This is a genomic window from Methylomonas rhizoryzae (assembly GCF_008632455.1).
GTDB classification, from domain to species: Bacteria; Pseudomonadota; Gammaproteobacteria; order Methylococcales; family Methylomonadaceae; genus Methylomonas; species Methylomonas rhizoryzae.
Genome location: NZ_CP043929.1, coordinates 1,596,788 through 1,620,066 on the forward strand (window position 1 = coordinate 1,596,788; position 23,279 = coordinate 1,620,066).

Consider the following 23,279-nt stretch of genomic DNA (forward strand, 5'->3'; position numbering starts at 1 on the left):
TAGGCCAAAACTTTGGCGCTTGCGCTTATTCGAAACGCCGGCCGGTCGCGTTGGTCCGCATTCGCCCCGGCATAACGCAGGGAGGATTGTTTGTCAGCGCAATGTAATGCAATTCACGCAACCTTAACGCAGCCTTCACGGAACCGACGTTTACGCTTCCTACAATTCCGAACGCGATTGCCATGGCCATGGATAGACTGGCAAAACCGGGTCATCGAGCGTTTGTCTGGTGCGCTAACGGCAATCGGTCAGGCATGCGCAATGCCGGCCACTGATGTGGTTAGAAAGACCCGGCGGGGAAACAGCGGCTGCTTCGCAAACCCAATCTCATGTCAACGCACCTGGTCGGCGGCGACATTAATCCGCGCCCGCAGGGCTTAGGCCCGGCGGGATGGATACAACCGGCTGTCAGCCTTTCCCGCGGGAAGGGCGGCGAAAATCCACAACTTATTTTGAACTGACGAGCATGAACACACTTTTTGATAGACCGAAAAATGCGGAGTCGAAAACCGGCTCTTGCGTTGCTGTTGTTGAGCGGCGAATTAAAACCGCCGGCGTACCGCTGGGTTTGCTGACGCTGTTGCTGACGGCCCCACTGTCCGGTTATGCCAATGAAGCGCCGGTGGCTTTGGACAGAAGCAAAACCTTGAGGGAAGATAAAACCGCGCGCATCGTATTGAAAGCGAGCGACGCGGATAAAGACAAGCTGACCTACAGCATCAGCCAAAATCCGCAGCACGGCACGGTAAGCTTGAACGGTAAAGTCGCCAAATATACCCCGCAAGCGAACTATAACGGCAGCGACAGCTTTCAATACCTGGCCAACGACGGTACGACGGATTCGGCGGCGGCTACGGTAAGTTTGACCGTAAAGGCGGTCAACGACCGTCCAGTGGCCACAGCCGCCTCGCAAAATGTGCTGATGGGGGCTGCTTATAGTTTCGATTTGCACGGCAGCGACGTCGAGGGCGATCCCTTGACTTTTCGCATAGTCCGCAAGCCCAAAAAAGGCAAAATTGTTTTGGACGGCGATACGGTCACCTATACGCCTAAAAAAGCCGATTACCAAGGCGCGGATTTTTTTACCTTCCGGGTTAGAGACGGTAAAAAAGTCTCTAAAGTGGCCAGAATCGATTTAAACGTGACCGACACAGTGGATGAGGTCGCGCAAGTGAAACTCAACGATACCGGGGTCGTGACATGCGCTAACGCCACCGACAACGGTTTGGACTGCCCGCAAGCCGGTTTCCCCGGCCAGGATGCCGAATACGGCGCCGATGTGTTGAGCAATAGCAATACCGACGGTTACGCCGGTTTCAGCTTCACCAAATTGGGTGGCAACGGCCAAGCGTTGGCCACGCAAAACGCCGCCTGGGATGCAGCCGGCAGCGAAGCGGCAGGCAGCCAATGGGCTTGCGTGCGCGACGAGGTGACCGGGTTGGTTTGGGAAAACAAAACCGAAAGCGGCTTGCACGACAAAGACAACACCTATACCTGGTATCAAACCGATACCGGCAACAACGCCGGTTTTGCCGGTAAGGCCGACGGCGGTGCCTGCGACGGTTCGACTTGCGATACCCAAGCCTATGTACAAGCGGTCAATGCTCAAGCCTTGTGCGGATTCGAAGATTGGCGCATGCCCAATGTCGAAGAATTGGCCGGGTTGGCGGCATTGGACGGCAAAAAACCGGCGATAGACGGCGGTTTTTTTGCCAACAGCGTCGGCGGGATGTACTGGTCGAATAATCCTTATGCGCCAAGCGGCGATTACGCATGGTCGGTGGATTTCGGCCAAGGCTACGTCGCGGCTGGTGCCAAGTTGTTCCCCGGACGGGTGCGTCTGGTGCGCGGTGCTCACTAAATTCGGCCGGAAATTTTCAGTCGCGGCCTTAAGTCAGCTTATTTTTTGACTACCACGAGACCGGCCGGGGTGATTGCCGCTTAAGCTTAGTCGTTATACGATAGCTGCGGCAATGGAATACTTTCATAGTCTGCTGAAGGTTCAGAAGTGGTTTCAAGCGCCCAAGGTCGATTCAATTTCAAATTTGGAGTAAACAAAATTATGTCAAAGCTTAGTAACAGCCTGTTATGCCTGTCCTTGGGATTGGCCTTGAACGTGCAGGCTCAAACGTGCAAAACGGACTCGATTAGCGCCTCTTTCCCCAACGAGCGATTCACCGAACACGGTGACGGAACCCTGACCGACATGAAAACCGGTTTGATGTGGAAACGCTGCAGCGAAGGGCAAAGCGGCGACGCTTGCCAAACCGACAGTGCCGAAACTTTTACCTGGGAAGAAGCATTAACAAAGGTTAAAACCTTGAACGACGCCGGCGGCTTCGTCGGCAAAACCAACTGGCGCTTGCCCAACTTGAAAGAACTCCGCAGTTTAGTGGAAGTGCAATGCTCCAACCCGGCCATCAATCTGGAAGCGTTTCCGGCGTTTGCTTCGCTGTTTTATTGGTCTTCCACCACGGTGGCGAACGACGGCGGACAAGCCTGGGGCGTGCGCTTCAGCGACGGCAGCGACGGGGCCAGCCCGAAAACCGCGGCGGTTGATTCGCCGTTGCGCGGTGCGGTCTTGTTGGTGCGCGACAGAGAGTGATATCCCGCTTTGTGTGCCGGCGCGCGGATGGTTGCGGGCCGGCATAGCCATAAAAAATCCGGACTCGATCCGGATTTTTTATGGCTTGGATTCAGGCCTTTGCCGGGCGGCGGCGAAATTCTCCCGCTAACGGGCGCGCTGCATGTAAAATCCGGTTAATCCCTTCCGCACCTTAAACCCGCAAACGATACACTACCGGAATGCCGTTATTTTCTTATAAAGCCGTTAACAACCAAGGGTTGAGCGAAGAAGGCGTGCGCGACGCCCGGGACGAGCAAGCCTTGCTGTTGGAATTGCAGCGGCAGGGCTTGATACCGATACGGATAGTACCGGCTAAAGACCGAACCTTTCTCGGATTTCGGCTGAAATCCTCGGCGTTGCGGTTGAAACACAAGGAAATAGGCATGCTGACCGGCGAGCTGGCAACCTTGCTGGAGTCCGGCTTGCCGCTGGACCGCTCGCTGACCATCTTGCTGCAATTGACCGAAGAAAACCCCAAACTGAACAAACTGGTGGCCGACGTATTGGAAAAAGTCAAAGCCGGCAAGGCCTTGGCCGACGCTTTGGAAAGCCAGACCGGCGTGTTCTCCAAGTTTTACTTGAATATGATACGGGCCGGGGAAATGGGCGGCAATTTAGGCGGGGTGCTGCAGCGTTTGGGCGACTATCTGGAGCGCAGCCAGGAACTGAAAGATACGGTCAGCACCGCCTTGATTTATCCCGCCATTTTGTTGCTGATGTCCTTGGTGTCCTTGTTCGTGATGCTGACTTTCGTAGTACCGCAATTCAAGGAAATGTTCGACAGCGCCGGCCAGGCTTTGCCGATACCGACCCAGATCGTGGTGGGCTTGGCCGAGTTTTTACAGGGCTATTGGTGGCTGTTGGCCTTGCTGGCAGCGGCCGGCGTGCAATTCGCCAAAGCGCAATTGACCGATCCCGTTAGCCGCAAACAGTGGGACGGGCGCTTTTTACGCATGCCCTTGTTCGGCGATATTGTCATCTGCATGGAAACCGCCAATTTCAGCCGGACCTTCGGTACCTTGCTCGGCAACGGCGTGTCTATCTTGAAATCCCTGGGCATCGTGCGGGAGACCGTGACCAACGGCGTGTTGGCGGATTTGCTGGCAGTAGCCGAAGAGCAGCTGAAACAAGGCCGCACCATGTCCGAAGCCTTGGGTAAACAAGCGCTGTTTCCCAAATTGGCGGTGCAAATGATTAAAATGGGCGAGGAAACCGGCCGGCTCGAAGAAATGTTGATGCGCGTAGCCGTGATTTACGATAAGCAACTGAAGACGACCATTCAGCGCATGCTGGCTCTGTTGGAACCGGCGTTGATCATATCCTTGGGGCTAATGATAGCCGGCATCATCGTATCGATATTGTTGGCTATTTTGAGCGTCAACGATCTTGCCGTATAACCATAATCAGGAGGAATTACATGAAAAACAGGTTTACCCCGCAATACCATCCGCGCCGTTCGTTCGGTTTCACCCTGCTGGAAATGTTAGTGGTGTTGGGCATCCTTGCTGTGCTGGCGGGTATCGTTGGGCCGCAGGTCATGAAACACATGGGCGCGTCCAAAACCAAGGCCGCCAAGGTGCAGATCGAGGATTTGGCGTCGGCACTGGATATGTATAAATTGGACGTGGGCCGCTATCCCACCCAGCAACAAGGTCTGGACGCTTTAATCGAAAAACCGACCGACGCCAAACGCTGGAACGGTCCTTATTTGCGTAAGGAAAAAGTGCCGCAAGACCCTTGGTTGAGCGATTACCACTACGTTTACCCCGGCCAGCACGGCAGTTTCGACTTGTTTAGCTACGGTGCCGACGAAAAAGAGGGCGGCGAAGGCGAAGACCAGGACATCAACAGCTGGGAATAAGCCGCCGTGCCGCTACGTTCGGCCGTTAAATCCGAGCGGGGTTTTACCTTGCTGGAGCTGATTATCGTGTTGTTCGTGATGGTAGTCGGTTTCGGCGTGGTCGCCAGTAATATCAACAACGGTGGGCAAAACACCCGCTTGCAGGCTGCGGCCAGGGATATTGCTTCCGCTTTGCGTTACGCTCACGGTCTGGCTTTGATGACCCGGCGCCCGGTCGCCGTCGCGGTCAACCTGGAAAACAACAGTTACCGCATCGGCAACGCCGGCAAAATCTATTGGTTGGACGAAGGAATAGAAATTTCGCTGACCGTCGCCGAAGACCAGTTCCGTGAAGGCCAAGAAGGCGCGATTTTGTTTTTCGGCGACGGCTCGTCGACCGGCGGGCGTATCGTATTGGAGTCGGGCAAGCTAAGCCGGCAAATCGACGTCAATTGGATTACCGGCGCGGTCAACTTGTCGGTTTGGCCTGTGTGGCATGCGGCGGCATAAAGGCTTTTCCTTGCTGGAAATTCTGGTCGCGTTCGCGGTGATGGCGATTGCCTTGACCATCGTGTTGCGTATTTTCGGCTCCGGGGTCAATGCGGCGGTCGTATCGGAAGAGTACATGCTGGCGACGCAAATCGCCGAATCCCTGATGGCCAGAACCGGCGTGGAAACCCCGTTGCAAGTAGGCGAAACCAACGGCGTCGAAGGCAACCGGTTTTATTGGCGCATTCGGATTACCCGGGTCGCCGGTCCGCCGGTCAATCAGGCCCGGTTCAAATCGCAGCAGCAGGAAACGCCGCCGGGGTTGGAATTGCTGGCGGTCAACGTGCGGGTCAATTGGGGAGAGGACGCGTTGCGGCAACGCTGGCTGGAATTGGATAATCTGAAGTTGTTCAGGGAGCAGGCGCCGCTGTGAGGACACCGGGCAGCCGCGGTTTTACCTTAATTGAAGTGCTGATTGCGATGACCTTGTTGGGCGTCATCGTGGTATTGCTGTTCGGCAGTTTACGCATCGCCGCGCAAAGCTGGTCGGCCGGCGAGCGGCGTATCGAGCAGGTCAATCAAAAAGCCGTGGTCTACCAGTTTTTCAAACGGCATTTAACCGCGGTCAGGCCGGTGCAAGCGCCGGAAAACAATGATGCTTTTGCATCGGAAACCGACCATGCCTTTCTTGGCTTGCCGCAACGCATGCGTTTCGTAGGGGCACTGCCGGCCAGTTCCGCGCGTAAAGGTTTGCAAATCTTCGATATTTTTGCCGATCCGCAGCGGCCGGGGGCGCTGCTGGTCACGCTGACTCCCTACCGGGACAGCGACGAATTACCGCCGCCGGAACCGCCGGAAGTGTTGCTGGACGGGGTCGCGGATTTCAAATTCGCCTATTTCGGCCAAACCGAAGACGTCGCCGAACGCGTCTGGCGGGATAAATGGGATGCGGCCGACCGCTTGCCCAAGCTGATTAAAGTATCGATTTTGTTGCAAGACGGCAGCTATTGGCCGGACATGATTTTTGCCTTGAAAATTACCCAAGCCGCCAATCCGGACGAAGTGGCGGACGACGATACGGATAACGACGAGAATGACGGCGCCGATGCGGACGATGGCGACGAATAAAAGGACAGTGGCGCTACGGGCGCCGAGAGCCGATCTGCTGCCGGGGCGTTATCGGCGGCAATCCGGTTTGGCTTTGGTGATCGTGATTTGGATTTTGACCTTGCTGACCTTGATGGCCGGCAGTTTTGCGATGACCATGCGGCGGGAAAGCAGCGTCAGCAATGCGATTCAAGCTAATGCCAGAGCGTTGGCTCTGGCGGAAAGCGGTATAATCCTGGCCGAGTTTCATCTGCAGCAACCGGACGCCCGCCGGCGTTGGCTGGCGAACGGGACTGTTTATCAAATTCTGCGCGGCGACGAGGCGATCAGGATTAGAATTTTCGCCGAAAGCGGCAAAGTCGATATCAATACCGCCGGCGAGGCTCAATTGTCAGCCTTGTTGCAATGGGCGATAGGTAACGACGGTTTCGAGCAACAACGCTTGCTGAACGCTATATTGGATTGGCGCGACGCGGACGACGAAACGCGGATGCAAGGGGCCGAGCGGCGTCAATATCGCTTGGCCGGCCGGTCCTACGGGCCGAGCAATACCGCGTTTCAAACCCTGGAAGAACTGCAACTGGTACTGGGCATGCATCCGGCTCTATTCGAGCGTATGCGTCCTTACCTCACGGTGTATTCCGGCGCCGCGGAACTCGACGTGCGCAACGCGGCTCCGGAATTGCTGGATATTTTGGCTAGCGGTTTAAAGCAGCAGAATATTCGCGATCAAGCCCTGGAAAATCGGCTCGACGAAGAAGAGGACGGGGACGAAGCCGAGGCCGCGCCTTTAGGCGAGAACCAAACTTATACTATTATTGCCGAAGCGCTGTTGCCCGACCGGGCTTCGGCGGCACTGGAAACGGTTGCGCAAACCCAAGATATAGACGACGGCGAGAGCGCTTTTGCGGTGCTCGATTGGAGGGCGAATCTTCAAGGTCAATCGTTGTTCGACGAGGCAATGGATTACGCGGTAATTAACGTTCAAGATGAATTTAGATACAGCGATTGAAATCGACCTGAAAGGGTTTTTCCGGTGGTGGGCGCGCGAGCTGGCATTCTTGGTGCCCAAGTCTTTGCGCCGCCGCTTGAGCGACCGCTACGGCAGCGTGCTGTTGCGGTCGGCGGCGAACGGATTCGAACTGGATTACGCTGACGAAGACGGCGTTTCGCTGGTCAGACAGCGTTTCGAATTCGCGGCGCCGGAGGCGTTTCAAGCATTCAAAAGCCAATACCCGGCTTTGGACAAGGCCGAATTGGTGTTTCGATTGGCTAGTGGGCAAGCTCTGGCTAAAACGGTTTATTTGCCGCTGGCCGCCCAGGAAAACCTGCAACAAGTGGTCGGTTTCGAACTGGACCGTTACACGCCGTTTAGCGCCGATCAGGTATATTTTTCCGCCATGCCTTTGGGTAAGACCGAATTCGGTCAGATTCAGGTATTGCTGGTGGCGATACCGAAAGCCAACTTGGACGAACCGCTTAGGCAACTGGATTTGTTCGGTTTACGTCCGCACAAAGTGGAATATCAAGCCGCCGTGGAAGAATACGGCGAGGCTTGCGCCGGCTTCAATCTGTTACCCGAGCAGTATCGGCAACACCCCAGCGCGTTGAGTCAATCCGTACATTGGCTGGCGTGGGCCGCGATCTTGTTGTTGTCTCTGGCCGTGTTGATCTGGCCGGTATGGCTGCAAGCGCAAGCGGTCGATACTTTGAAGGAAAAAGTCAAACAATTGGAAAAGCAAAACCGTGCGGTCGATGCGCAACAAACCGAAATCGACGCCTTGCATGCGGAAACCCAAAAATTAATCGACATCAAACGCCGGTCTCCGGCGTTGCTGAGCGTGTTGGACGAGTTGAGCCGCTTACTGAACGACGATACCTGGCTCACCCACCTGAATTTCGCCGACAATCATTTGCAAATTCAGGGGCAATCGCCTGCCGCCTCGACTCTGATCGGCTTGCTGGAAGACTCGACCTATTTCAACAATGTCAGCTTCGTATCGCCGTTGACCCAGGACAAGAACACCGGCCGTGAACGGTTCCAGATCAGCATGGACGTCGCCATGCCGGCGGCGGACGGTGCGAGTCCCGACGCGGAGGATGCGGGCGAGGCTGAGCTCAAGCCGGATTCGGCCGTCGGCCTCGACAATGCGGAGACGGCCGATGAGTAAAGTGCGGTTTCAGCGCTGGTTGGCGGTGGGCTTGTTGCTGACTGTGGTGGCGGTGTTAGTGTTCGCAATCATTGTTCCGGTGTTGTCGGCCGGCATCGCGTACAACGACGAAAAAAACGATTTGATGTTCCGCTTGCACCGGCAGCAGACCATCGCCGGCCGCGAGGCCGGCGTGGCGGAAAATTTAAAGGCCATCAAACAGGCCTTTACCGCTCAAGGCTATTTCAGCACCAGCAACACCGAGGCTTTGGCCTCCGCCGAGCTGCAAAACATCGTCAAGACCGCGGTGTCGGAAGCCGGCGGCCAGCTGACCAGCACTCAGGGCTTGCCGGGCAAATTGTCCGACGGTTTTTTCCGGGTCGCGGTCAAGGTGCGGATGACCGCGACCATGGAGGCCTTGGTCAACGTGTTGTTGCGAATCGAATCCGAAATTCCGGTGTTGGTGGTCGATCAGTTGGACATCAACCCGGTACGCGGCACCCGTAACCGCAAAACCAATAAAGTCGAAGCCAGCGAGCAGCTGAATGTCAGTTTTCAGGTGGTCAGTTTCATGCGGAGCCCGGGATCGTGAACAGCAGATTACTGAAATGGCAGTTGTCGGCTTGCGGCTTGCTGAGCGTGGTATTGGCGGTAGAATGGCGCTTGGGAGTGATGGCTCAAGAAGACCTGGCGGCCATGCTCAACCGTAAACTGGCTAGCGAATACGATACCAGCGAATTGCCGGCATTGAAGTTACCTCAACGTAGCGCGGAAAATTACTTGGCAGTCATCGAGCGTCCGCTGTTTTTAGAGGGCCGCAAACCGTTGCCGCCGGAACCCGATCCGCAGGACGCGCCGCAGGCGGCCGAAACCGGCGAAATCGACGACTGGCAGTTGATCGGCATTTATCAAACCAAAATACGTAAATACGCCTTGTTTCGTAAGCAGAACGAGGCCAAAAAATTTGTCAAATTGTACGAAAACCAAGCGATTTCCGGTTGGCAGTTGCAAAACATCCAATCCGACCGGGTGATATTGCAGCAGAACGAGCAGCAAAAATCGCTGATGCTCAGAAAACCGCGTCCGCAATTGCCCGCCGCACAACCGCCCAAGAAAAATGCGCCGGCCCCTGCGCCAGGGAAACCGCCGGTTCCGGCACGAACCCCACCCCCCGAGAACAAAGACGATGAAACGTAACACAAGTCGAATAACGCCGTTGTTGGCGTTAGCGCTGACGATGACGGGCTGTGAATTTCTCGGCCCGCAGTTGCACCAAAAAATGCCGTTGCCCGTGGTAACGCCGTTGCCGGACGATCCCGCGCCGGAGCAGCCGAAAGTCGAGCAAAAAGTGACCAAGGTCGAAGTGTTTCCGAACGAGGAAGCCAGCATAGGCTCGGGGTCTTCGGCATTCGCCCCTAAACTTAGCGGCGGAAAAGGCGAGTACAGCCTGAATTTCGACGATGCCGATCTTGGCGAAGTCGCGAAAGTGATTTTGAGCGATATTTTGGGCAAAAATTATACGCTCAGCCCGCAAGTGACCGGCAAGGTCACGCTGCAAACCACGCAAATGCTCAGCAAGCAGGACTTGATCCCGACGCTGGAGATGATACTCAGCTTGAACAACGCGGCGTTGGTAGACCAAAACGGCATTTATTTGATTAAGCCCACCAACGAAGCGGTGTTCAGCAGTTCTTTCAAAACCCTGGGCAGTTCGCGTTTGCCGTCCGGTTACCAGACGCGGGTCATTCCGGTCCGCAACGTATCGGCCAATGAAATTGCCGATATATTGAAACCGTTGTTGCCGGAAAAATCGCTGGTGGTTGCCGATCCGAACCGTAACATCCTGGTGGTGTCCGGTTCCGCCAACGAATTGGACAGAATTTTGGACGTGGTGCAAACCTTCGATATCGACATGCTGAAAGGCCGCTCGTTTGCGCTGTTTACTCCGGCCCACGTCGACGCGACCAAAATCATCGAAGAACTGGATCAAATCTTCGGGCGGCAGGGCATCGCGGCGGAAGGCGACAAACCCGCGGCAAATAATGCCGGCGGCAACGGTTTTTTCCGGTTTTTCGAAATCGAAAGGCTGAACGCGATTTTGGCGATTACCCACAACCCCAAATACTTGCGCGACATCGAAACCTGGGTGTACCGCCTGGACCGCACCAATAACGACGCCAATAACGGCGTTAACGTCTATCGCGCGCAGCACGTCAACGCGGTGGATTTGGCCAATACCTTGGGCAACATCTTCGGTACCGGCGGTGTTCGCGGTTCCAACTCGGCATCCATCGCCTCCGGGCGGCGTTCCACATCGGCCAGCAATCGTAGCGGCAGTTCCGGATTCAGCAGCTCCGGCTCCGGTTCAAGCGCAAGTTCCGGTTCCACTATCGGCAGTTCCGGTAGCGGCACCGGCAGTTCCTCGGCTCGCACGACGTCGGGCACGGACAACCGGGCCTTGGCGGACCGCAACAACGAGCGCAACAACAGCGGGTTCGGCGGCAGCACAATCGCCGGTTCCAACGTGAATACCCTGGGCGGTACCGGTTTCAACAACCTCAATCCGGAAATGGCCAACGTGCGGATTATTCCGGACGAAACCAACAATGCTTTAATTATTGTGGCCGGTTCGCAAGAGTACGCCAAAATCGAAAAAGTCATCAAACAGTTGGACGTACTGCCGTTGCAAGTGTTGATCGACGCGACCATCGTCGAAGTCACGCTGAACAACGACTTGCAATACGGTATCGAGTGGTTTTTCAGTCACCAGAACGGCGGCATCAACGAAGTTTCCGGCGGTTCGCCCGGTAAAGACAGCGGCGGCATCAGTTTGAGCGACATCGGTACCGCTGCAGCGACTAGCGGGTTTTCCTACGCTTTCGCCAGCAATACCGGCGACATCAAGGCGGTGTTGAACGCCGCCGCCAGTAAAAACAACGTCAACGTGATTTCGTCGCCGTCGCTGATGGTATTGAATAACCAGGAAGCGTCGATACGGGTCGGCGACTCGGTGCCGATTCGTTCTTCCGTGACCAGTAATACCAGCAGCACCACGACCACAAACGGCATCGTGCAGACCAGCTCGATACAAATGATAGATACCGGGGTCAATTTGCAAGTGCGGCCAAGGGTTAACGCCGGCGGCTTGGTGCTGATGGATGTGTTGCAAAGCGTCGATCAGGCGGTAAAAACCGATACCAGCGAAAGCATCGATTCTCCCACCATCCAAAAACGCGAAATTCAAACCCAGGTGGCAGTACAAAGCGGGGAAACTTTGGTATTGGGGGGCTTGATTAAAGAAGACAACACCTATAACAAGTCCGGCGTGCCGTTGTTGCACGAGATTCCGCTGCTGGGACCGCTGTTCGGCGCTACCACGCGCAACAAAGACAAAAAAGAACTGGTGGTGATGATCACCCCGCGGGTGGTCAACAGCCGGGTGGATGCGCAATTGATTACCGACGAATTCCGCCGTAAATTGTCGGCAATATACGACGTGCCTAGGGAATCGGCACAGCCGGTGGTGCAGTAAGTGAAAAGGCATCCGGCCCGGCGCGGGTTTCGTCGGCGATAATTGCAATAGGCCGGATTTTCTGACAAGCGAATAACGGCTATTTGCATTCTGAGGTTGGAATGAAAGCCACTGGGATGTAATGTTGAGTCCGGTTATTTGGTTGGATTTCAGTGCTCGGAAAATTCACCGTTTGGCAGGGCAAGGCATGATCGTCTTGTCCAGACCCCTATGTATAGTGCCCAACTATGTGTAGAGACAATTTACTATGCCTTTTTATGACGGATAAACGGCGTTAATATCCGAGGCCGGTTGGCATCGCTTCCGCGATGAATTTTGCAAACACGATTGGGTTAGAAATACGCGGGATTGATGAACGCGCAAGGAGCGATTTTATCGCTACCCTCCTATTCCGACGAGATTGGCTAGCGTCGCAGGGGGGTATGAAACAAGGGGATTGGATGGAAGATCGGGTTTGAGCGATGGGCAAATATCGCCTCGAACCCGCGTCGTAGGGAATGCCGTTCACCATCCCCATCGGCCATGATCCCATTTGTTCTCTACAAACAAGCTGAAAACTTCCTCGCAACCGCGTATAATCCCCTCTCTTGCTTAAGCAGGGATCAGGTTCGCAAGCAACGATGAGGCAATCAACCGTGCCTATACTTTATCGATGCAATTTGCGGCCTACATATTCCGTTCCATATTGCGCCCTTAGCTCAGCTGGATAGAGCGCGGCCCTCCGGAGGCCGAGGCCAGAGGTTCGAATCCTCTAGGGCGCGCCATTTTGACATCTACCCCCCAAGCCGCATTTTGGCTCTGTGCCCTGGATGTGCCTCTTTGCCTAACTGCCAAAAATTCGGTTAACGCCGCCGGTAAACAGCAGCACATCCTCGGGAAAATACTGCTGTCCCAGCGTCACAGCCTGCGTATTGATGGGTAAGCGGTAACAACGCACATCGTCCTCGTTGGCTTTGATTTTTTGTTCAATCCGTTCCAACAAGCGACGCAGTTTTGGGCGCTTCATTACCACGGTAAACACCGAATACTGCACCGGCAAGCCTTGTTTCTTCAAAATCCGATGGACTTTGCCCAATCGTCGTGGATCGGCAATATCATAGGCAATCAAATACAAACCCAGCTGGCTATCGGCCATCAGCTCACCGACAACAAAAACTGCTGCAATTTGTTGATGGTACTGCGGAACAATAAATAACCACGATCGGCACGCTGCTGAAACAGTTCCGCCATGGCCCGCATCGACGAGGCATCCGGCTCGGTACTAGAAGCCAACAACAGCGGATAAAAATCCCACAACAGCAAACGGCTTATAAACCCGGATAAATCCGGATCGTTGACCATTAATGCTTCATCGTCTGCGCAAAATCCGGCTTCCGGCAGCCAAACCAGCAACTCGGCGTGCAAGATATTTTCCAGCAGATTGGCACGGTACCGCCCCTCGCTGCCCAAACTAACCAACAGTTGCCGACGTAATGTCGGCACCGGCACTTCCCGCCAATCCAACAAACCGACGCGCCGGGCAAAACTGCGGGCAGCCATTTTTTCCATGGCCAAGGTCCAGTTTTCAAACAGCCCCGGACCATCGGCGCGGGCCAGTAAATCGACTAAACGCTGCGTCAAGGATTGGCGTTCGCTGGCACGTCCCAACCAGCGGGCACGCATTTCGCCGTTTTTCTCCAAAAACAACACCGTAATTCCGGCATCGGCGCAAGCCAATAATGCCGACATCGACCAATCCACCAAACCCTTGCACACCACGCGCGACACTCTGGATAGCGGGAACAACTGATCGGCCTTATCCGCCAAGGACACCCGTAGCGCAGGCTCATCCAGCACCACGCGGCAACCCGTCGAGCCGTCAATGTATAGCGGCCGCATCAGCGTGACTCATAGGCCAGTTGATAACGCTTGCTCAATGCATGCCCATAACGACGCAGCAAACGCCGGGCTGCCGCCGCATGCGATTCATAAAACGCATAAAAATGTGATCGGCCGGTTTTGTTCAGCAAACAGCGACCATTGTCGTCGCTGAAATGCTCCAAGCGCAGGGTTCGCTCCCGAAACATCTGCCATACCCAGCCGTCCAGCAGCGGCCGCAACGGTTCCATCAAATCGCAAGCCAGCGACTCGCGGCCGAAACTGACGTCGTGGTAAAACCCCAACATACTGTCCAAGCCGACGATATGACAGGCTCTCACCGCATCGTAATGCAACAGCGTATAGCCTAGCGACAAACAGGCATTAACCGGATCGGGCGGCGGACGCTTATGACGGCCGTTAACATTGAGCGACGGTGCAAACAATTGGGTAAAACCGCCAAAATACGCAGCTGCGGCAGCACCTTCGTAACCGCGCAAACTGTCCAGCGTAAAAGCCGACTGTTCATCGCGTAACCGACCAAGGATACCGGCCAGGGTTTGGCTAGCGCTGGTCAACGGGTGGCGCAAATCAGGCCGCTCCGCCAGTGCCCGTTTAATCAGGCGCAGTTGCGCACGCACTTTGACCAACACCAGCCAGCGCGCCAGCGGCATCCGACAATCCTCATCCATACTGGTGCGATATTGCCCCAAACGCCGGCTACTGTCGCTGTGGCCCCGCCCGGCCAGCATCGCCGTGGCTTCGGTATTGCGCCCGGACAGCACCAGCAAACCGATATTTCGCTCGCTCAAAGCACCCAACACCCGGCTTTCCAGTTGCACGTTGCCACGCAGCACCACCCGGTCCAGTAAATGCAACGGCACCGAGCCCTTGCGCGCACCATCCTCATACAAAGCCAACGCCTGACCATCCAACTTGATGCCCAGATTCTTGCGATCCAGATACAAACTGCTCATCCATTACCCCACGTAATAAAACGATCCATCCTGAGGCGGAACCGCCTTGCCCAAGGTGCGCACGTGTTTGGCGCCCGCCAGGCGCAACACGATAAAGCGGTCTTCTTCAGGGTTTATGACGAAGGCTATCTCTTCCAGCAGTTGGCGCTTTTCCGCATCGGTCAAAAAGCACTCGAACACCGACTTTTGTCCGCCCGACGCATAAGCGCGCAAGACATACAGCGCCTTGCGCAGGCGCCGGTTGCAGGAAATGTCGTAAGCCGCCAGATAGAGATGCCGTTGAGTCATGGCCGCAATATACCCGGAACCGAGCCGTCGGCCGGCATTGGCAAGCTTGCGAGGATTGAGGTAGGGGCGACGCCAGTCGCGATTTGCAGGGTTTCAATCGCGACGACGCGTCGCTCCTACGACAGCTTTTTCCATCTTAATCCCTTCTTTATAGGGTCTGTTATTTAAATGGCGCTGTGAACCAACAATTAACGAAATGCCTTGTCTTAATCCCTTCTTTATAAGGTCTGTTATTTAAATATGCTCGGCCTTAACGGTAAGTCTGCGGTGTCGAGTCTTAATCCCTTCTTTATAAGGTCTGTTATTTAAATAATACGTTAAGTCGATGTCTTTTGAGTTAACGCGTCTTAATCCCTTCTTTATAAGGTCTGTTATTTAAATCGTCAAGCCGCTGAAATTGCTGCCAAAAATGCGTCTTAATCCCTTCTTTATAAGGTCTGTTATTTAAATTACGACCTAGCCGGATTTTTAATTCAATCAAAAGTCTTAATCCCTTCTTTATAAGGTCTGTTATTTAAATAAACAACACCATGGACTGCGTAGCACCGTTGTGTCTTAATCCCTTCTTTATAAGGTCTGTTATTTAAATGTGCCAAACTCCAGGTCTGCAGCTGACCTGTCTTAATCCCTTCTTTATAAGGTCTGTTATTTAAATGTTTGGGGCACGAGCGTCAAGTCGTCGGACTACGTCTTAATCCCTTCTTTATAAGGTCTGTTATTTAAATCCGCGGTTAATTGCCCTGATGATTTATTCGATGTCTTAATCCCTTCTTTATAAGGTCTGTTATTTAAATTGAGATTTTAGAAACTGCACGAAAGATGAGAGACGTCTTAATCCCTTCTTTATAAGGTCTGTTATTTAAATGTCACATAACGCGACACGGTAGCCACTCCCGACGGTCTTAATCCCTTCTTTATAAGGTCTGTTATTTAAATTTTGTTCCGGGTGACACATTGATTAACAACCACGGTCTTAATCCCTTCTTTATAAGGTCTGTTATTTAAATGTTACACAGACACTCGGATTAACGCTCGCGTTGGTCTTAATCCCTTCTTTATAAGGTCTGTTATTTAAATGATACGTACAAAAATCGACGAGGCGAGTGCCTGTCTTAATCCCTTCTTTATAAGGTCTGTTATTTAAATTCCACCGTATTTAGACTACGACCAGCAACCAGGGGTCTTAATCCCTTCTTTATAAGGTCTGTTATTTAAATATACATTAACAGCAATAGCTCTTCCAGAACACGTCTTAATCCCTTCTTTATAAGGTCTGTTATTTAAATCCCAAAAACACGGTATAAATTCCCAAACTAGTCTTAATCCCTTCTTTATAAGGTCTGTTATTTAAATACCACCATCGCAAAAATCCACGGCCACGGCGTGTCTTAATTCCTTCTTTATAAGGTCTGTTATTTAAATTCATATGAGTGCAGCTAACTACACTTTTGCTCAGTCTTAATCCCTTCTTTATAAGGTCTGTTATTTAAATCTGCAATCGGATTCAAACCGCCGGGCAATAATGTCTTAATCCCTTCTTTATAAGGTCTGTTATTTAAATATCTATCAAAAAAGAAATGAGTTCTTCAGGGGCAGTCTTAATCCCTTCTTTATAAGGTCTGTTATTTAAATTCTAGAGAACGGCCATTATGAGTACGTCGCTAACGTCTTAATCCCTTCTTTATAAGGTCTGTTATTTAAATGCTACAAAGTTCAAGCATTCAAGGTCAAAACCTTGAGTCTTAATCCTTTCTTTATAAGGTCTGTTATTTAAATAAAATTATGGACGCCATTCTGGGTATTATTGCGTCTTAATCCCTTCTTTATAAGGTCTGTTATTTAAATGATTCGACATGCGGGCGCTAGTGCTGCACAGTCTTAATCCCTTCTTTATAAGGTCTGTTATTTAAATCTTTTCTCGCTTTGCCGGACCTAGTAGACAGTCTTAATCCCTTCTTTATAAGGTCTGTTATTTAAATAGTTCGAGTTGACTGATACGGTTATCGCAAAATTGTCTTAATCCCTTCTTTATAAGGTCTGTTATTTAAATCGGTGTTTTCGCGCACTATGCAGTCGATATTACGTCTTAATCCCTTCTTTATAAGGTCTGTTATTTAAATCCGCATTAGTGCCTATGAGTGGCATCTATTTAAAAGTCTTAATCCCTTCTTTATAAGGTCTGTTATTTAAATCGCAGAGTTTGCGGCTGATATTACACCCAGCGCGGGTCTTAATCCCTTCTTTATAAGGTCTGTTATTTAAATACAATGTTCGGCGGAAATAATGCAGAACAATACGTGTCTTAATCCCTTCTTTATAAGGTCTGTTATTTAAATGAATACTTTTAACCGTGACTCTTTAGAGTCAATTAGTCTTAATCCCTTCTTTATAAGGTCTGTTATTTAAATCCATCCACCAACACAGTAAAAGCATCATTCGCGCAAGTCTTAATCCCTTCTTTATAAGGTCTGTTATTTAAATAACTAACAGAGTGGATAATTAAGGCCCTGAATAGCGGTCTTAATCCCTTCTTTATAAGGTCTGTTATTTAAATTTGCCAGTCTCGCAAGAGATGCAAGAACAACTAGGTCTTAATCCCTTCTTTATAAGGTCTGTTATTTAAATTGGGATACTGAGGAGAACGACATGAAAAAAATGTCTTAATCCCTTCTTTATAAGGTCTGTTATTTAAATAATGGGTGTTTACGACTTATATGCTAATAACTCGTCTTAATCCCTTCTTTATAAGGTCTGTTATTTAAATCGCTTGATGGTATTCTCCTTTTGGTTTCAATGGGTTGGAAATGGGGTTGCCAAGATTTTTCATTTTTCTACTGTTATCTATGGGCTGTCAGCCAGTCATGCAGGTGATGTTGTAAATTTCTCAGGTCGGTTTTGCAGCAGAGTGCGATTTTCAGGTCCCTGGCGCGGGCGCGCGTGGCTTTGCCGGGGTCGTTAAAACTAACCAACATGGCTTTGGCTTGCAGGCCACCGATCAAGTCGCGCAGGCTGTCGAGTTTATACAAGACGTCGGCGTTCTTTTCAAATTGCTTGGTTTTGCATTCGATCAAGTGCAGGCGGTTGGCCCTGATCAAACCCACGTCGATCTCATTTTTAACCGGGGTTTTTCCGGCGGGTTGGCGTTGAATAGTGACGTTGCAGGCGATATCCTGAATATTCAACGTTTTTTTCAGATTCAAACAAATCCCGTAGGTATGTAGCTCCAGCCAACCGCCGTTGGTCATGAAACGGGCGTCGGCATCGGTAAAGCGCAGGCGATGGCCGCTGATACGACACGTACCTGCTCGTTCGAATAATTCCAATAATTCCCACAGCATGGGTTTCGATTGCGGTCCGTGCTCCACTTCGACCGTCAGCGTGGGATTGTCAGCCTTATAGGCCAGGTAATTGAGCGCACCCAGGTCGTCGGCGTAGCGCTCTATGTCGGTTAGCAGAGTTTCGGTTAGGGTTCTGATTTCGGGCCTGACGCCGTGCGGTTCCGGAATGTCGACCTGGCAGGCGCCGTAAGCCATTAGATATTCTTTAAGCTTTAGCCTGTCCGCCAGCTCGTGCGACGCCTGTTTGGGCGATAACCACAGCAGACTGTCTCGCTCGGGGTGAACGTAATAAATGGGCGCATTCATACTCCGAAAGGCTTCATACGCGGCGATGCTCATCAGTTTGGTGCCGCCGGTGGCATTGAGGGCTAGTTCGCCGTCGGCGGTTGCTCCGAGGATGTCCAATACCGCATCGCTGATTTGGCTGGCGTCCCAGGCATCGTCGATTGGGTATTGTTCGACGTTAATGCCGCGCGGTTTAAAGATCGCTTCCAGGGCGTTGGCGCGTTCGCGCATGTCCGGGCTGACCAACATCAACACTTTTTTTGGTTTGATGGCTTCATCCAGCATGGGGGTGAGGTTGGGGATCGGCTGGGCGGAGACGAGAATCAGGTGGGCTGTGGGTTTCATGGGCGGTTTGTTCGGTTTGGTTGCGATGTTTGTCTGTAGGAGCGACGCATAGTCGCGATTTGTATGGTGAATATCGCGACTATGCGTCGCTCCTACGAATTCGGGTTTTAGAACCATATCGCATCCCAATGAGGATAGTCGCCGATGCGTTCCACTAATCCGGCGCGCAAGGGATTGGCGATGATGTAGCGCGCCAGGTTTTTCAATTCCTCCTCTTGGCGCACGGCATGGTCGTGAAAACCGGCTTGCCAGACGGGGTTGCCTATTTGTTTGGCTGATGCGGCTTTGACGGCCTGTACCAGTTGCGATAGCGATTTACTTTGTCCCAGCGTCAACAGCCAATGCAAGTGATCGGGCATGACCACGTAAGCCAGGGTATCCGCGGTCATGCGGCGTTGTTCGAAGATCAAGGCCCGCACCACAAGCCGCGCCGCGTGGAAATCGGCGAAAACCGGGCGCCGATACTGGGTAACGGTTGTAATCAGATAGGTTTGCCCGGCAATGGCAACCCGGCCTTTGCGTAAATTACCGCCCTCGGGTTTTTGTAGGAGCGACGCATAGTCGCGATTTGTATGGTGAATATCGCGACTATGCGTCGCTCCTACAGGCGCTCTCGCAGGCATGGGCCAATCAGCCTCGATAGACATCAGGCAATTGCGGCGGCATTTGTTTGATGCCGGCTTTGGTGGCCTCTTCAAGCAGCATGGGGATGAAATGCTCGTTAAGCCATTGTTCGATGAGTTGCCAGTTGGCGCGACTGATCGGCTCAAAGCCGTGCGCCAGAATAGAGTTGTTGCGGATTTTCAAATGGTTCAGCAACTCTTTTTCCTGTTGCCGGATGAACTGCGCGGCGGGGCCTTGGGTGTGGTGTTTGACCAACTGCCAGGCATCGAATAAGCCGACTTGATATTTGCCGTCGCGGTTGGGTTTTAAATTCATTGCCGTGGGGATTTGTTCGGCCTGTATATCCCCGGTTTTGAGGTTGCATTGGGTTTGCAGTAGCCATTGCGCCGTCCATTCGATCAGCCGATAGATACGGGCGATGGCGTCATCGTAACGACCTTGGGCGGCGCGGCGCTGGGCGTTGCGATACAGATCGAATAGGCGGGCGGCATCGCGTTTCTCGGGTTTTATATCATTTAGGGCCCGCGCGACATTCAGGTAGCGGTTGAGCGATTCTGAAGCATAGTGCTGCAAAATCTGGAATGCGGTTTGATGGTTAAAGTTATCCCATTCGGCAAAGGCCCGGCTCAATTCTCGCAAGCGGGTGTATTCGTTTCTCATGCCTTTGGGCGGTTTGAATTGCTCCAAACCGGCAACGGCTTCGCTGTAGGCATAACGGCTCCAGGTTTGCCGATACGGCGCACTCAGTCGTTGGTAGCGAATTTGCTGACAATCCGCACTGTCGGAGAATTGCGAGCCGTCCTGGACTTTGATCAAATCGCTGCGGGTACCAGTGACCAGTTTCAGTTCGACATCCGGGTGTTCCAGCGCAGCCATCACCAAACCGGCGCTCATGGATTTGGTGCCGCCGGTGTAATCGGCGGCAATTTTGGCAGCGGGGTAGCGGGCAGTTAAGTCATCTATAACTTGGCTACAATCAAGATAAATACGATCCAAATCGTCGGCCAGAGTGATCTTGATCTCGAACTGATTGGGATTGAGGCCAGTTTGGGCGGGAATGTTGGGCAGACTGGGTTTTTCATCCGCAAACTTGTCTTTGATGCAACTGCCTGTTCCCTCTATTTGTAAATTGGAGCCCGCTTTACCGGTGGCGGGATCTTTGTCGGTGCAGATAAACACCACGTAATCCGGGTGCATATCGTTAATGGCGCTGACGATGGGTTGGTGGCTGCCGCCAACGGTGCAGATGAGGACTTGGGTCATGGTGTAAACATTGGTTGAGTTGTTGTAGGAGCGACGCCAGTCGCGAGCTTGTTTGACATCGCGACTGGCGTCGCTCCTACAGTTGGTCCTGCATTCAGTAATGGTATCGGCATTGCACGATAGTCACGGTGGCAGTATCGGCCTTGTAAACCAGCCGATGTTCGCGGTCTATGCGCCGGGACCAGTAGCCGGACCAATGGTGTTTAAGCGGTTCGGGATCGCCAATCCCGGTGAAGGGGTGGCGTTTGATGTCTTCGATCAGGGTGTTGATCCGTTTGAGCAGCTTTTTATCGGTGGCCTGCCCATACAAGTAATCGTCCCAAGCGGTGGTGGCCCAAGCCAGGATCATGGCTCAATCAAGTCACGGGTGACGGCTTTGCCTGCCTCCACTTCCGCGATGGCTTGGTTCAAACGCTGGGCATTGACCGGGCTGGCCATTAGGTATGCGGTTTCCTCGAACGACTTGTAATCTTCCAGCGACAATATCACCGCCGGTTTGCCATTTTGGCGAGTGACCAGCACCGGGTTATGGTCGTCGTTGACTTTATCGAGGATGCTGGCGAGATTGCTGCGCAAGGTTGAGTAATTGATGGTATCCATGGGTGGCTCCGTGTTTATATGCTTGTCGGCATTGTAAGAGTACTTATTTTTGTACGCAATCGACGATTTTTGACCAAGTGTGGTAACGGTGCGCGTAGGAGCGACGTCAGTCGCGAGCTTGATTTGAAATCGCGACTGGCGTCGCTCCTACAAAATAGCCTTTAATCATTCCAGGCCTGGCGGCGTCGTTAGCTCGTCGTTCCAGCCGAGCGCCGCATTCGGCCATTTGCGCGGCGCTTAATTCCTGCCCCCGCCATTGTTCCGGCGCGTTCAGCGATAGATGCAAATAAACCGCGCTTTTGTTACAGACTTTCGCCGCCAAATTGACCGGCAAACTGCCGATGATGGTGTCGCCCGGCTGAACGAGATCGATGTCCAGATGAGCGATTTGCCGATCCACGCTGATGCCTTGTTGCTCGGCCCAGGCAATAGCGCCGGGGTGGCGGGGGATGAAGTAGGTGGGCATGGTTAACCTTGTTCGTAAATGGCTTTGGCTTGTCGAGCGGATTTGCCATTGGGTTCGTCCCACCAACCTTCGGCCAGCCAGCGGTTTTTGATGTCGGTTAATGCCGCTTGTTTTTCGGGCCCATCGGGCAAGGCTCCCCAAGCTTCTGCAAGTGCTTTTCCGCGCAGCGCATCTTTTTCTGAGCTGCGATTTTGCTGGGCAATTTGTACCAGCTTTTGATTGACCCAAGCCGATTGTGCTGCGCTGGTTTGTTGCTGAGTTTGTTGTTTTTCCAGCTTGTCTGCTACCAATTCGTATGGGGTTAGCCGCACCCAACCCATAGGAAGCTTGGGCTCGCCGGAAACCGCCAAGCGGCGGGTTTTTGGAAACGGTTTACCCATGCGACCAAGGTTAAACAGTTCTCTGAAGATTTTTACCTGTTCATCAGAGGCCCAGTCGCCAGTCATGCCCCGCCAACCGCTGCCCCAGGACATTTGCAAGTAAGCTGATTGTTGATCTTGTTTCATCATGCTCAAAATGCGTTGGCATTCTTGCTCCGGTGCCGATTTGCCTTGGTCTTTATAAAACTGGATTTCTCGTTGTAAGCGGTATTTGGCGTGTTGGTTGAGGCGTTGCCGTAAGTCGTCGAAGTCTTTTGGCGCAATGGTTGAAATTGTTCCTGCCTGCTGCCATTTGCTGACGTCACTGAGTAAAAAGCCGTCCCATTGCAAGGTCAGCAATCCAAGCGCGGATGGCTGTAATACTTCGGCATAAATGCCATCACCATCATGCCAATTATCAAAACTTTTCTTTTTGGTCATGCTGCGCCAACGAGTTTCGTTTAACCAGCGAATGTCGGCCAAACGCAAGTCTGAGTTGGCGAATAGGGTGTCTTTGACTTTGAAAGAGCGGAAAATGTCTTGTTTGGCATCTTTTCCCAACAAAGCCCACATCAGATTATTTGCAGCCGATTTAGGATTTGGCTTTTTACCGGGAATCGACTTCGGCAACAATCCAGCAATCATTTTTGAGAGGACTTCATTCTTATCGGCGACTCTCAACCACTCCGCAATCAACGCCGTGCGAATAGCGCCCTTGATCGCCGATCCCTGCAAATAAGGCCGGTTCATGGCATCTTTCAATTGTTCCCGAAATTTCTCCGGTACTTTAGCTGTGGTACCCAGCCAGGGTAACCGATAGCCGAAATCCTGACCTGCCGCTGTCACCCAATCGCTTAAGCGATTGCCCGCTAACAATTGCGCATCCAATGCCAGATTGCCGGAAGCCACGGCATTAAAGCTGGCTTGTTGGTCGACGATAAAGGCCATCTGGTTGCGCTCGATATAATCCAGTTCTTTGAACAGCTCAGCGCCGGAACCGGATTGCGTGGGGGTAATGATTTCCAGACCCAATTTGACTGTTTGATTGATACCTTTCATGCTCATAAACCTATGTTGGCTTGGTAGGAGCGACGCATAGTCGCGATTCTAAAATGTTGATTGCGACTGTGCGC

General features: G+C 52.6%; 23 protein-coding genes, 1 tRNA gene and 1 CRISPR repeat array. Of the genes, 13 read left to right on the plus strand and 11 right to left on the minus strand.

Features of this window, described 5'->3' with window-relative positions; all coding sequences use genetic code 11:
- The first annotated feature begins 466 nt into the window (after positions 1 to 466).
- From F1E05_RS07380 to F1E05_RS07440, 13 genes are all read left to right on the plus strand, one after another.
- The gene (locus F1E05_RS07380) at positions 467 to 1,861 is read left to right on the plus strand and encodes an Ig-like domain-containing protein (RefSeq protein WP_190303274.1); all 1,395 of its coding nucleotides are present in this window, start codon (positions 467 to 469) and stop codon (positions 1,859 to 1,861) included.
- A gap of 201 nt (positions 1,862 to 2,062) precedes the next feature.
- Positions 2,063 to 2,605 (plus strand): Lcl C-terminal domain-containing protein, encoded by a 543-nt coding sequence (locus F1E05_RS07385; protein ID WP_150047684.1) that lies wholly within the window; start codon positions 2,063 to 2,065, stop codon positions 2,603 to 2,605.
- 200 nt (positions 2,606 to 2,805) lie between these two features.
- A complete protein-coding gene (locus F1E05_RS07390) occupies positions 2,806 to 4,023 on the plus strand; it encodes a type II secretion system F family protein (protein ID WP_150047685.1) in 1,218 nt (405 codons plus the stop codon).
- Between the two features lie 20 nt (positions 4,024 to 4,043).
- Complete coding sequence (gene gspG / locus F1E05_RS07395) at positions 4,044 to 4,487, plus strand: type II secretion system major pseudopilin GspG (protein ID WP_150047686.1); 444 nt, start codon at positions 4,044 to 4,046, stop codon at positions 4,485 to 4,487.
- Between the two features lie 6 nt (positions 4,488 to 4,493).
- The gene (locus F1E05_RS07400) at positions 4,494 to 4,976 is read left to right on the plus strand and encodes a GspH/FimT family pseudopilin (protein WP_150047687.1); all 483 of its coding nucleotides are present in this window, start codon (positions 4,494 to 4,496) and stop codon (positions 4,974 to 4,976) included.
- On the plus strand, positions 4,963 to 5,388 hold the full coding sequence (locus tag F1E05_RS07405) for a type IV pilus modification PilV family protein (protein WP_150047688.1): 426 nt from the start codon (positions 4,963 to 4,965) through the stop codon (positions 5,386 to 5,388). The genes F1E05_RS07400 and F1E05_RS07405 overlap by 14 nt, the downstream gene beginning before the upstream one ends.
- Entirely contained in the window at positions 5,385 to 6,083 is a 699-nt protein-coding gene (locus F1E05_RS07410; protein ID WP_150047689.1) for a prepilin-type N-terminal cleavage/methylation domain-containing protein, read from the plus strand. The genes F1E05_RS07405 and F1E05_RS07410 overlap by 4 nt, the downstream gene beginning before the upstream one ends.
- A complete protein-coding gene (locus F1E05_RS07415) occupies positions 6,070 to 7,074 on the plus strand; it encodes a type II secretion system minor pseudopilin (protein ID WP_150047690.1) in 1,005 nt (334 codons plus the stop codon). The genes F1E05_RS07410 and F1E05_RS07415 overlap by 14 nt, the downstream gene beginning before the upstream one ends.
- Positions 7,052 to 8,233: a PilN domain-containing protein gene (locus F1E05_RS07420; protein ID WP_150047691.1), complete on the plus strand. Its 1,182-nt coding sequence runs from the start codon at positions 7,052 to 7,054 to the stop codon at positions 8,231 to 8,233. The genes F1E05_RS07415 and F1E05_RS07420 overlap by 23 nt, the downstream gene beginning before the upstream one ends.
- Positions 8,226 to 8,804 carry a type II secretion system protein GspM gene (gene gspM, locus F1E05_RS07425; protein ID WP_150047692.1) on the plus strand — a complete coding sequence of 193 codons (579 nt, stop codon included), beginning with the start codon at positions 8,226 to 8,228 and terminating at the stop codon, positions 8,802 to 8,804. The genes F1E05_RS07420 and gspM overlap by 8 nt, the downstream gene beginning before the upstream one ends.
- Entirely contained in the window at positions 8,801 to 9,409 is a 609-nt protein-coding gene (locus tag F1E05_RS07430; RefSeq protein WP_150047693.1) for a hypothetical protein, read from the plus strand. The genes gspM and F1E05_RS07430 overlap by 4 nt, the downstream gene beginning before the upstream one ends.
- Positions 9,399 to 11,744 carry a type II secretion system secretin GspD gene (gene gspD, locus F1E05_RS07435; protein ID WP_150047694.1) on the plus strand — a complete coding sequence of 782 codons (2,346 nt, stop codon included), beginning with the start codon at positions 9,399 to 9,401 and terminating at the stop codon, positions 11,742 to 11,744. Before F1E05_RS07430 ends, gspD begins: the two co-directional genes overlap by 11 nt.
- A gap of 687 nt (positions 11,745 to 12,431) precedes the next feature.
- Positions 12,432 to 12,508, plus strand: a tRNA-Arg gene (locus F1E05_RS07440).
- A gap of 59 nt (positions 12,509 to 12,567) precedes the next feature.
- Here the strand turns inward: F1E05_RS07440 and cas2 (F1E05_RS07445) are convergent.
- The 11 genes from cas2 (F1E05_RS07445) to csm5 all read right to left on the minus strand — a co-directional run bounded on the left by cas2 (F1E05_RS07445) (position 12,568) and on the right by csm5 (position 23,205).
- Positions 12,568 to 12,879, minus strand: a complete 312-nt coding sequence (cas2, locus tag F1E05_RS07445) for a CRISPR-associated endonuclease Cas2 (protein ID WP_150047695.1) — start codon at positions 12,877 to 12,879, stop codon at positions 12,568 to 12,570.
- Positions 12,879 to 13,622: a CRISPR-associated endonuclease Cas1 gene (locus tag F1E05_RS07450; RefSeq protein ID WP_150047696.1), complete on the minus strand. Its 744-nt coding sequence runs from the start codon at positions 13,620 to 13,622 to the stop codon at positions 12,879 to 12,881. Before F1E05_RS07450 ends, cas2 (F1E05_RS07445) begins: the two co-directional genes overlap by 1 nt.
- Complete coding sequence (cas1, locus tag F1E05_RS07455; protein WP_150047697.1) at positions 13,622 to 14,578, minus strand: CRISPR-associated endonuclease Cas1; 957 nt, start codon at positions 14,576 to 14,578, stop codon at positions 13,622 to 13,624. The genes F1E05_RS07450 and cas1 overlap by 1 nt, the downstream gene beginning before the upstream one ends.
- A gap of 3 nt (positions 14,579 to 14,581) precedes the next feature.
- Entirely contained in the window at positions 14,582 to 14,866 is a 285-nt protein-coding gene (gene cas2, locus F1E05_RS07460) for a CRISPR-associated endonuclease Cas2 (protein ID WP_150047698.1), read from the minus strand.
- A 133-nt stretch (positions 14,867 to 14,999) separates the two neighbouring features.
- A CRISPR array of direct repeats spans positions 15,000 to 17,630; the repeat unit is 37 nt; unit sequence GTCTTAATCCCTTCTTTATAAGGTCTGTTATTTAAAT.
- A 73-nt stretch (positions 17,631 to 17,703) separates the two neighbouring features.
- Positions 17,704 to 18,834: a Card1-like endonuclease domain-containing protein gene (locus F1E05_RS07465; RefSeq protein WP_150047699.1), complete on the minus strand. Its 1,131-nt coding sequence runs from the start codon at positions 18,832 to 18,834 to the stop codon at positions 17,704 to 17,706.
- Between the two features lie 107 nt (positions 18,835 to 18,941).
- Positions 18,942 to 19,457 carry an REP-associated tyrosine transposase gene (locus F1E05_RS07470; RefSeq protein ID WP_232056811.1) on the minus strand — a complete coding sequence of 172 codons (516 nt, stop codon included), beginning with the start codon at positions 19,455 to 19,457 and terminating at the stop codon, positions 18,942 to 18,944.
- A 7-nt stretch (positions 19,458 to 19,464) separates the two neighbouring features.
- Positions 19,465 to 20,721 (minus strand): TIGR02710 family CRISPR-associated CARF protein, encoded by a 1,257-nt coding sequence (locus F1E05_RS07475; RefSeq protein WP_150047700.1) that lies wholly within the window; start codon positions 20,719 to 20,721, stop codon positions 19,465 to 19,467.
- A gap of 94 nt (positions 20,722 to 20,815) precedes the next feature.
- Positions 20,816 to 21,070: a Txe/YoeB family addiction module toxin gene (locus F1E05_RS07480; protein ID WP_150047701.1), complete on the minus strand. Its 255-nt coding sequence runs from the start codon at positions 21,068 to 21,070 to the stop codon at positions 20,816 to 20,818.
- Complete coding sequence (locus tag F1E05_RS07485) at positions 21,067 to 21,321, minus strand: type II toxin-antitoxin system Phd/YefM family antitoxin (protein ID WP_150047702.1); 255 nt, start codon at positions 21,319 to 21,321, stop codon at positions 21,067 to 21,069. Before F1E05_RS07485 ends, F1E05_RS07480 begins: the two co-directional genes overlap by 4 nt.
- Positions 21,322 to 21,427: 106 nt before the next feature.
- Positions 21,428 to 21,787, minus strand: a complete 360-nt coding sequence (gene csx16, locus F1E05_RS07490) for a CRISPR-associated protein Csx16 (protein ID WP_150047703.1) — start codon at positions 21,785 to 21,787, stop codon at positions 21,428 to 21,430.
- Between the two features lie 2 nt (positions 21,788 to 21,789).
- Positions 21,790 to 23,205, minus strand: coding sequence for a type III-A CRISPR-associated RAMP protein Csm5 (csm5, locus tag F1E05_RS07495; protein WP_190303275.1), 1,416 nt, complete (start codon positions 23,203 to 23,205; stop codon positions 21,790 to 21,792).
- Between the last annotated feature and the right edge of the window lie 74 nt (positions 23,206 to 23,279).

Excerpts from the sequence above, each read along its gene's own strand:
- F1E05_RS07380 (WP_190303274.1), top strand. The coding sequence starts at position 467 with ATGAACACACTTTTTGATAGACCGAAAAATGCGGAGTCGAAAACCGGC.
- F1E05_RS07385 (WP_150047684.1), top strand. The coding sequence starts at position 2,063 with ATGTCAAAGCTTAGTAACAGCCTGTTATGCCTGTCCTTGGGATTGGCC.
- F1E05_RS07390 (WP_150047685.1), top strand. The coding sequence starts at position 2,806 with ATGCCGTTATTTTCTTATAAAGCCGTTAACAACCAAGGGTTGAGCGAA.
- gspG (WP_150047686.1), top strand. The coding sequence starts at position 4,044 with ATGAAAAACAGGTTTACCCCGCAATACCATCCGCGCCGTTCGTTCGGT.
- F1E05_RS07405 (WP_150047688.1), top strand. The coding sequence starts at position 4,963 with ATGCGGCGGCATAAAGGCTTTTCCTTGCTGGAAATTCTGGTCGCGTTC.
- F1E05_RS07415 (WP_150047690.1), top strand. The coding sequence starts at position 6,070 with ATGGCGACGAATAAAAGGACAGTGGCGCTACGGGCGCCGAGAGCCGAT.
- F1E05_RS07420 (WP_150047691.1), top strand. The coding sequence starts at position 7,052 with ATGAATTTAGATACAGCGATTGAAATCGACCTGAAAGGGTTTTTCCGG.
- gspM (WP_150047692.1), top strand. The coding sequence starts at position 8,226 with ATGAGTAAAGTGCGGTTTCAGCGCTGGTTGGCGGTGGGCTTGTTGCTG.
- gspD (WP_150047694.1), top strand. The coding sequence starts at position 9,399 with ATGAAACGTAACACAAGTCGAATAACGCCGTTGTTGGCGTTAGCGCTG.
- cas2 (WP_150047695.1), bottom strand. The coding sequence starts at position 12,879 with ATGGCCGATAGCCAGCTGGGTTTGTATTTGATTGCCTATGATATTGCC.
- F1E05_RS07450 (WP_150047696.1), bottom strand. The coding sequence starts at position 13,622 with ATGCGGCCGCTATACATTGACGGCTCGACGGGTTGCCGCGTGGTGCTG.
- cas1 (WP_150047697.1), bottom strand. The coding sequence starts at position 14,578 with ATGAGCAGTTTGTATCTGGATCGCAAGAATCTGGGCATCAAGTTGGAT.
- cas2 (WP_150047698.1), bottom strand. The coding sequence starts at position 14,866 with ATGACTCAACGGCATCTCTATCTGGCGGCTTACGACATTTCCTGCAAC.
- F1E05_RS07465 (WP_150047699.1), bottom strand. The coding sequence starts at position 18,834 with ATGAAACCCACAGCCCACCTGATTCTCGTCTCCGCCCAGCCGATCCCC.
- F1E05_RS07470 (WP_232056811.1), bottom strand. The coding sequence starts at position 19,457 with ATGCCTGCGAGAGCGCCTGTAGGAGCGACGCATAGTCGCGATATTCAC.
- F1E05_RS07475 (WP_150047700.1), bottom strand. The coding sequence starts at position 20,721 with ATGACCCAAGTCCTCATCTGCACCGTTGGCGGCAGCCACCAACCCATC.
- F1E05_RS07480 (WP_150047701.1), bottom strand. The coding sequence starts at position 21,070 with ATGATCCTGGCTTGGGCCACCACCGCTTGGGACGATTACTTGTATGGG.
- F1E05_RS07485 (WP_150047702.1), bottom strand. The coding sequence starts at position 21,321 with ATGGATACCATCAATTACTCAACCTTGCGCAGCAATCTCGCCAGCATC.
- csx16 (WP_150047703.1), bottom strand. The coding sequence starts at position 21,787 with ATGCCCACCTACTTCATCCCCCGCCACCCCGGCGCTATTGCCTGGGCC.
- csm5 (WP_190303275.1), bottom strand. The coding sequence starts at position 23,205 with ATGAAAGGTATCAATCAAACAGTCAAATTGGGTCTGGAAATCATTACC.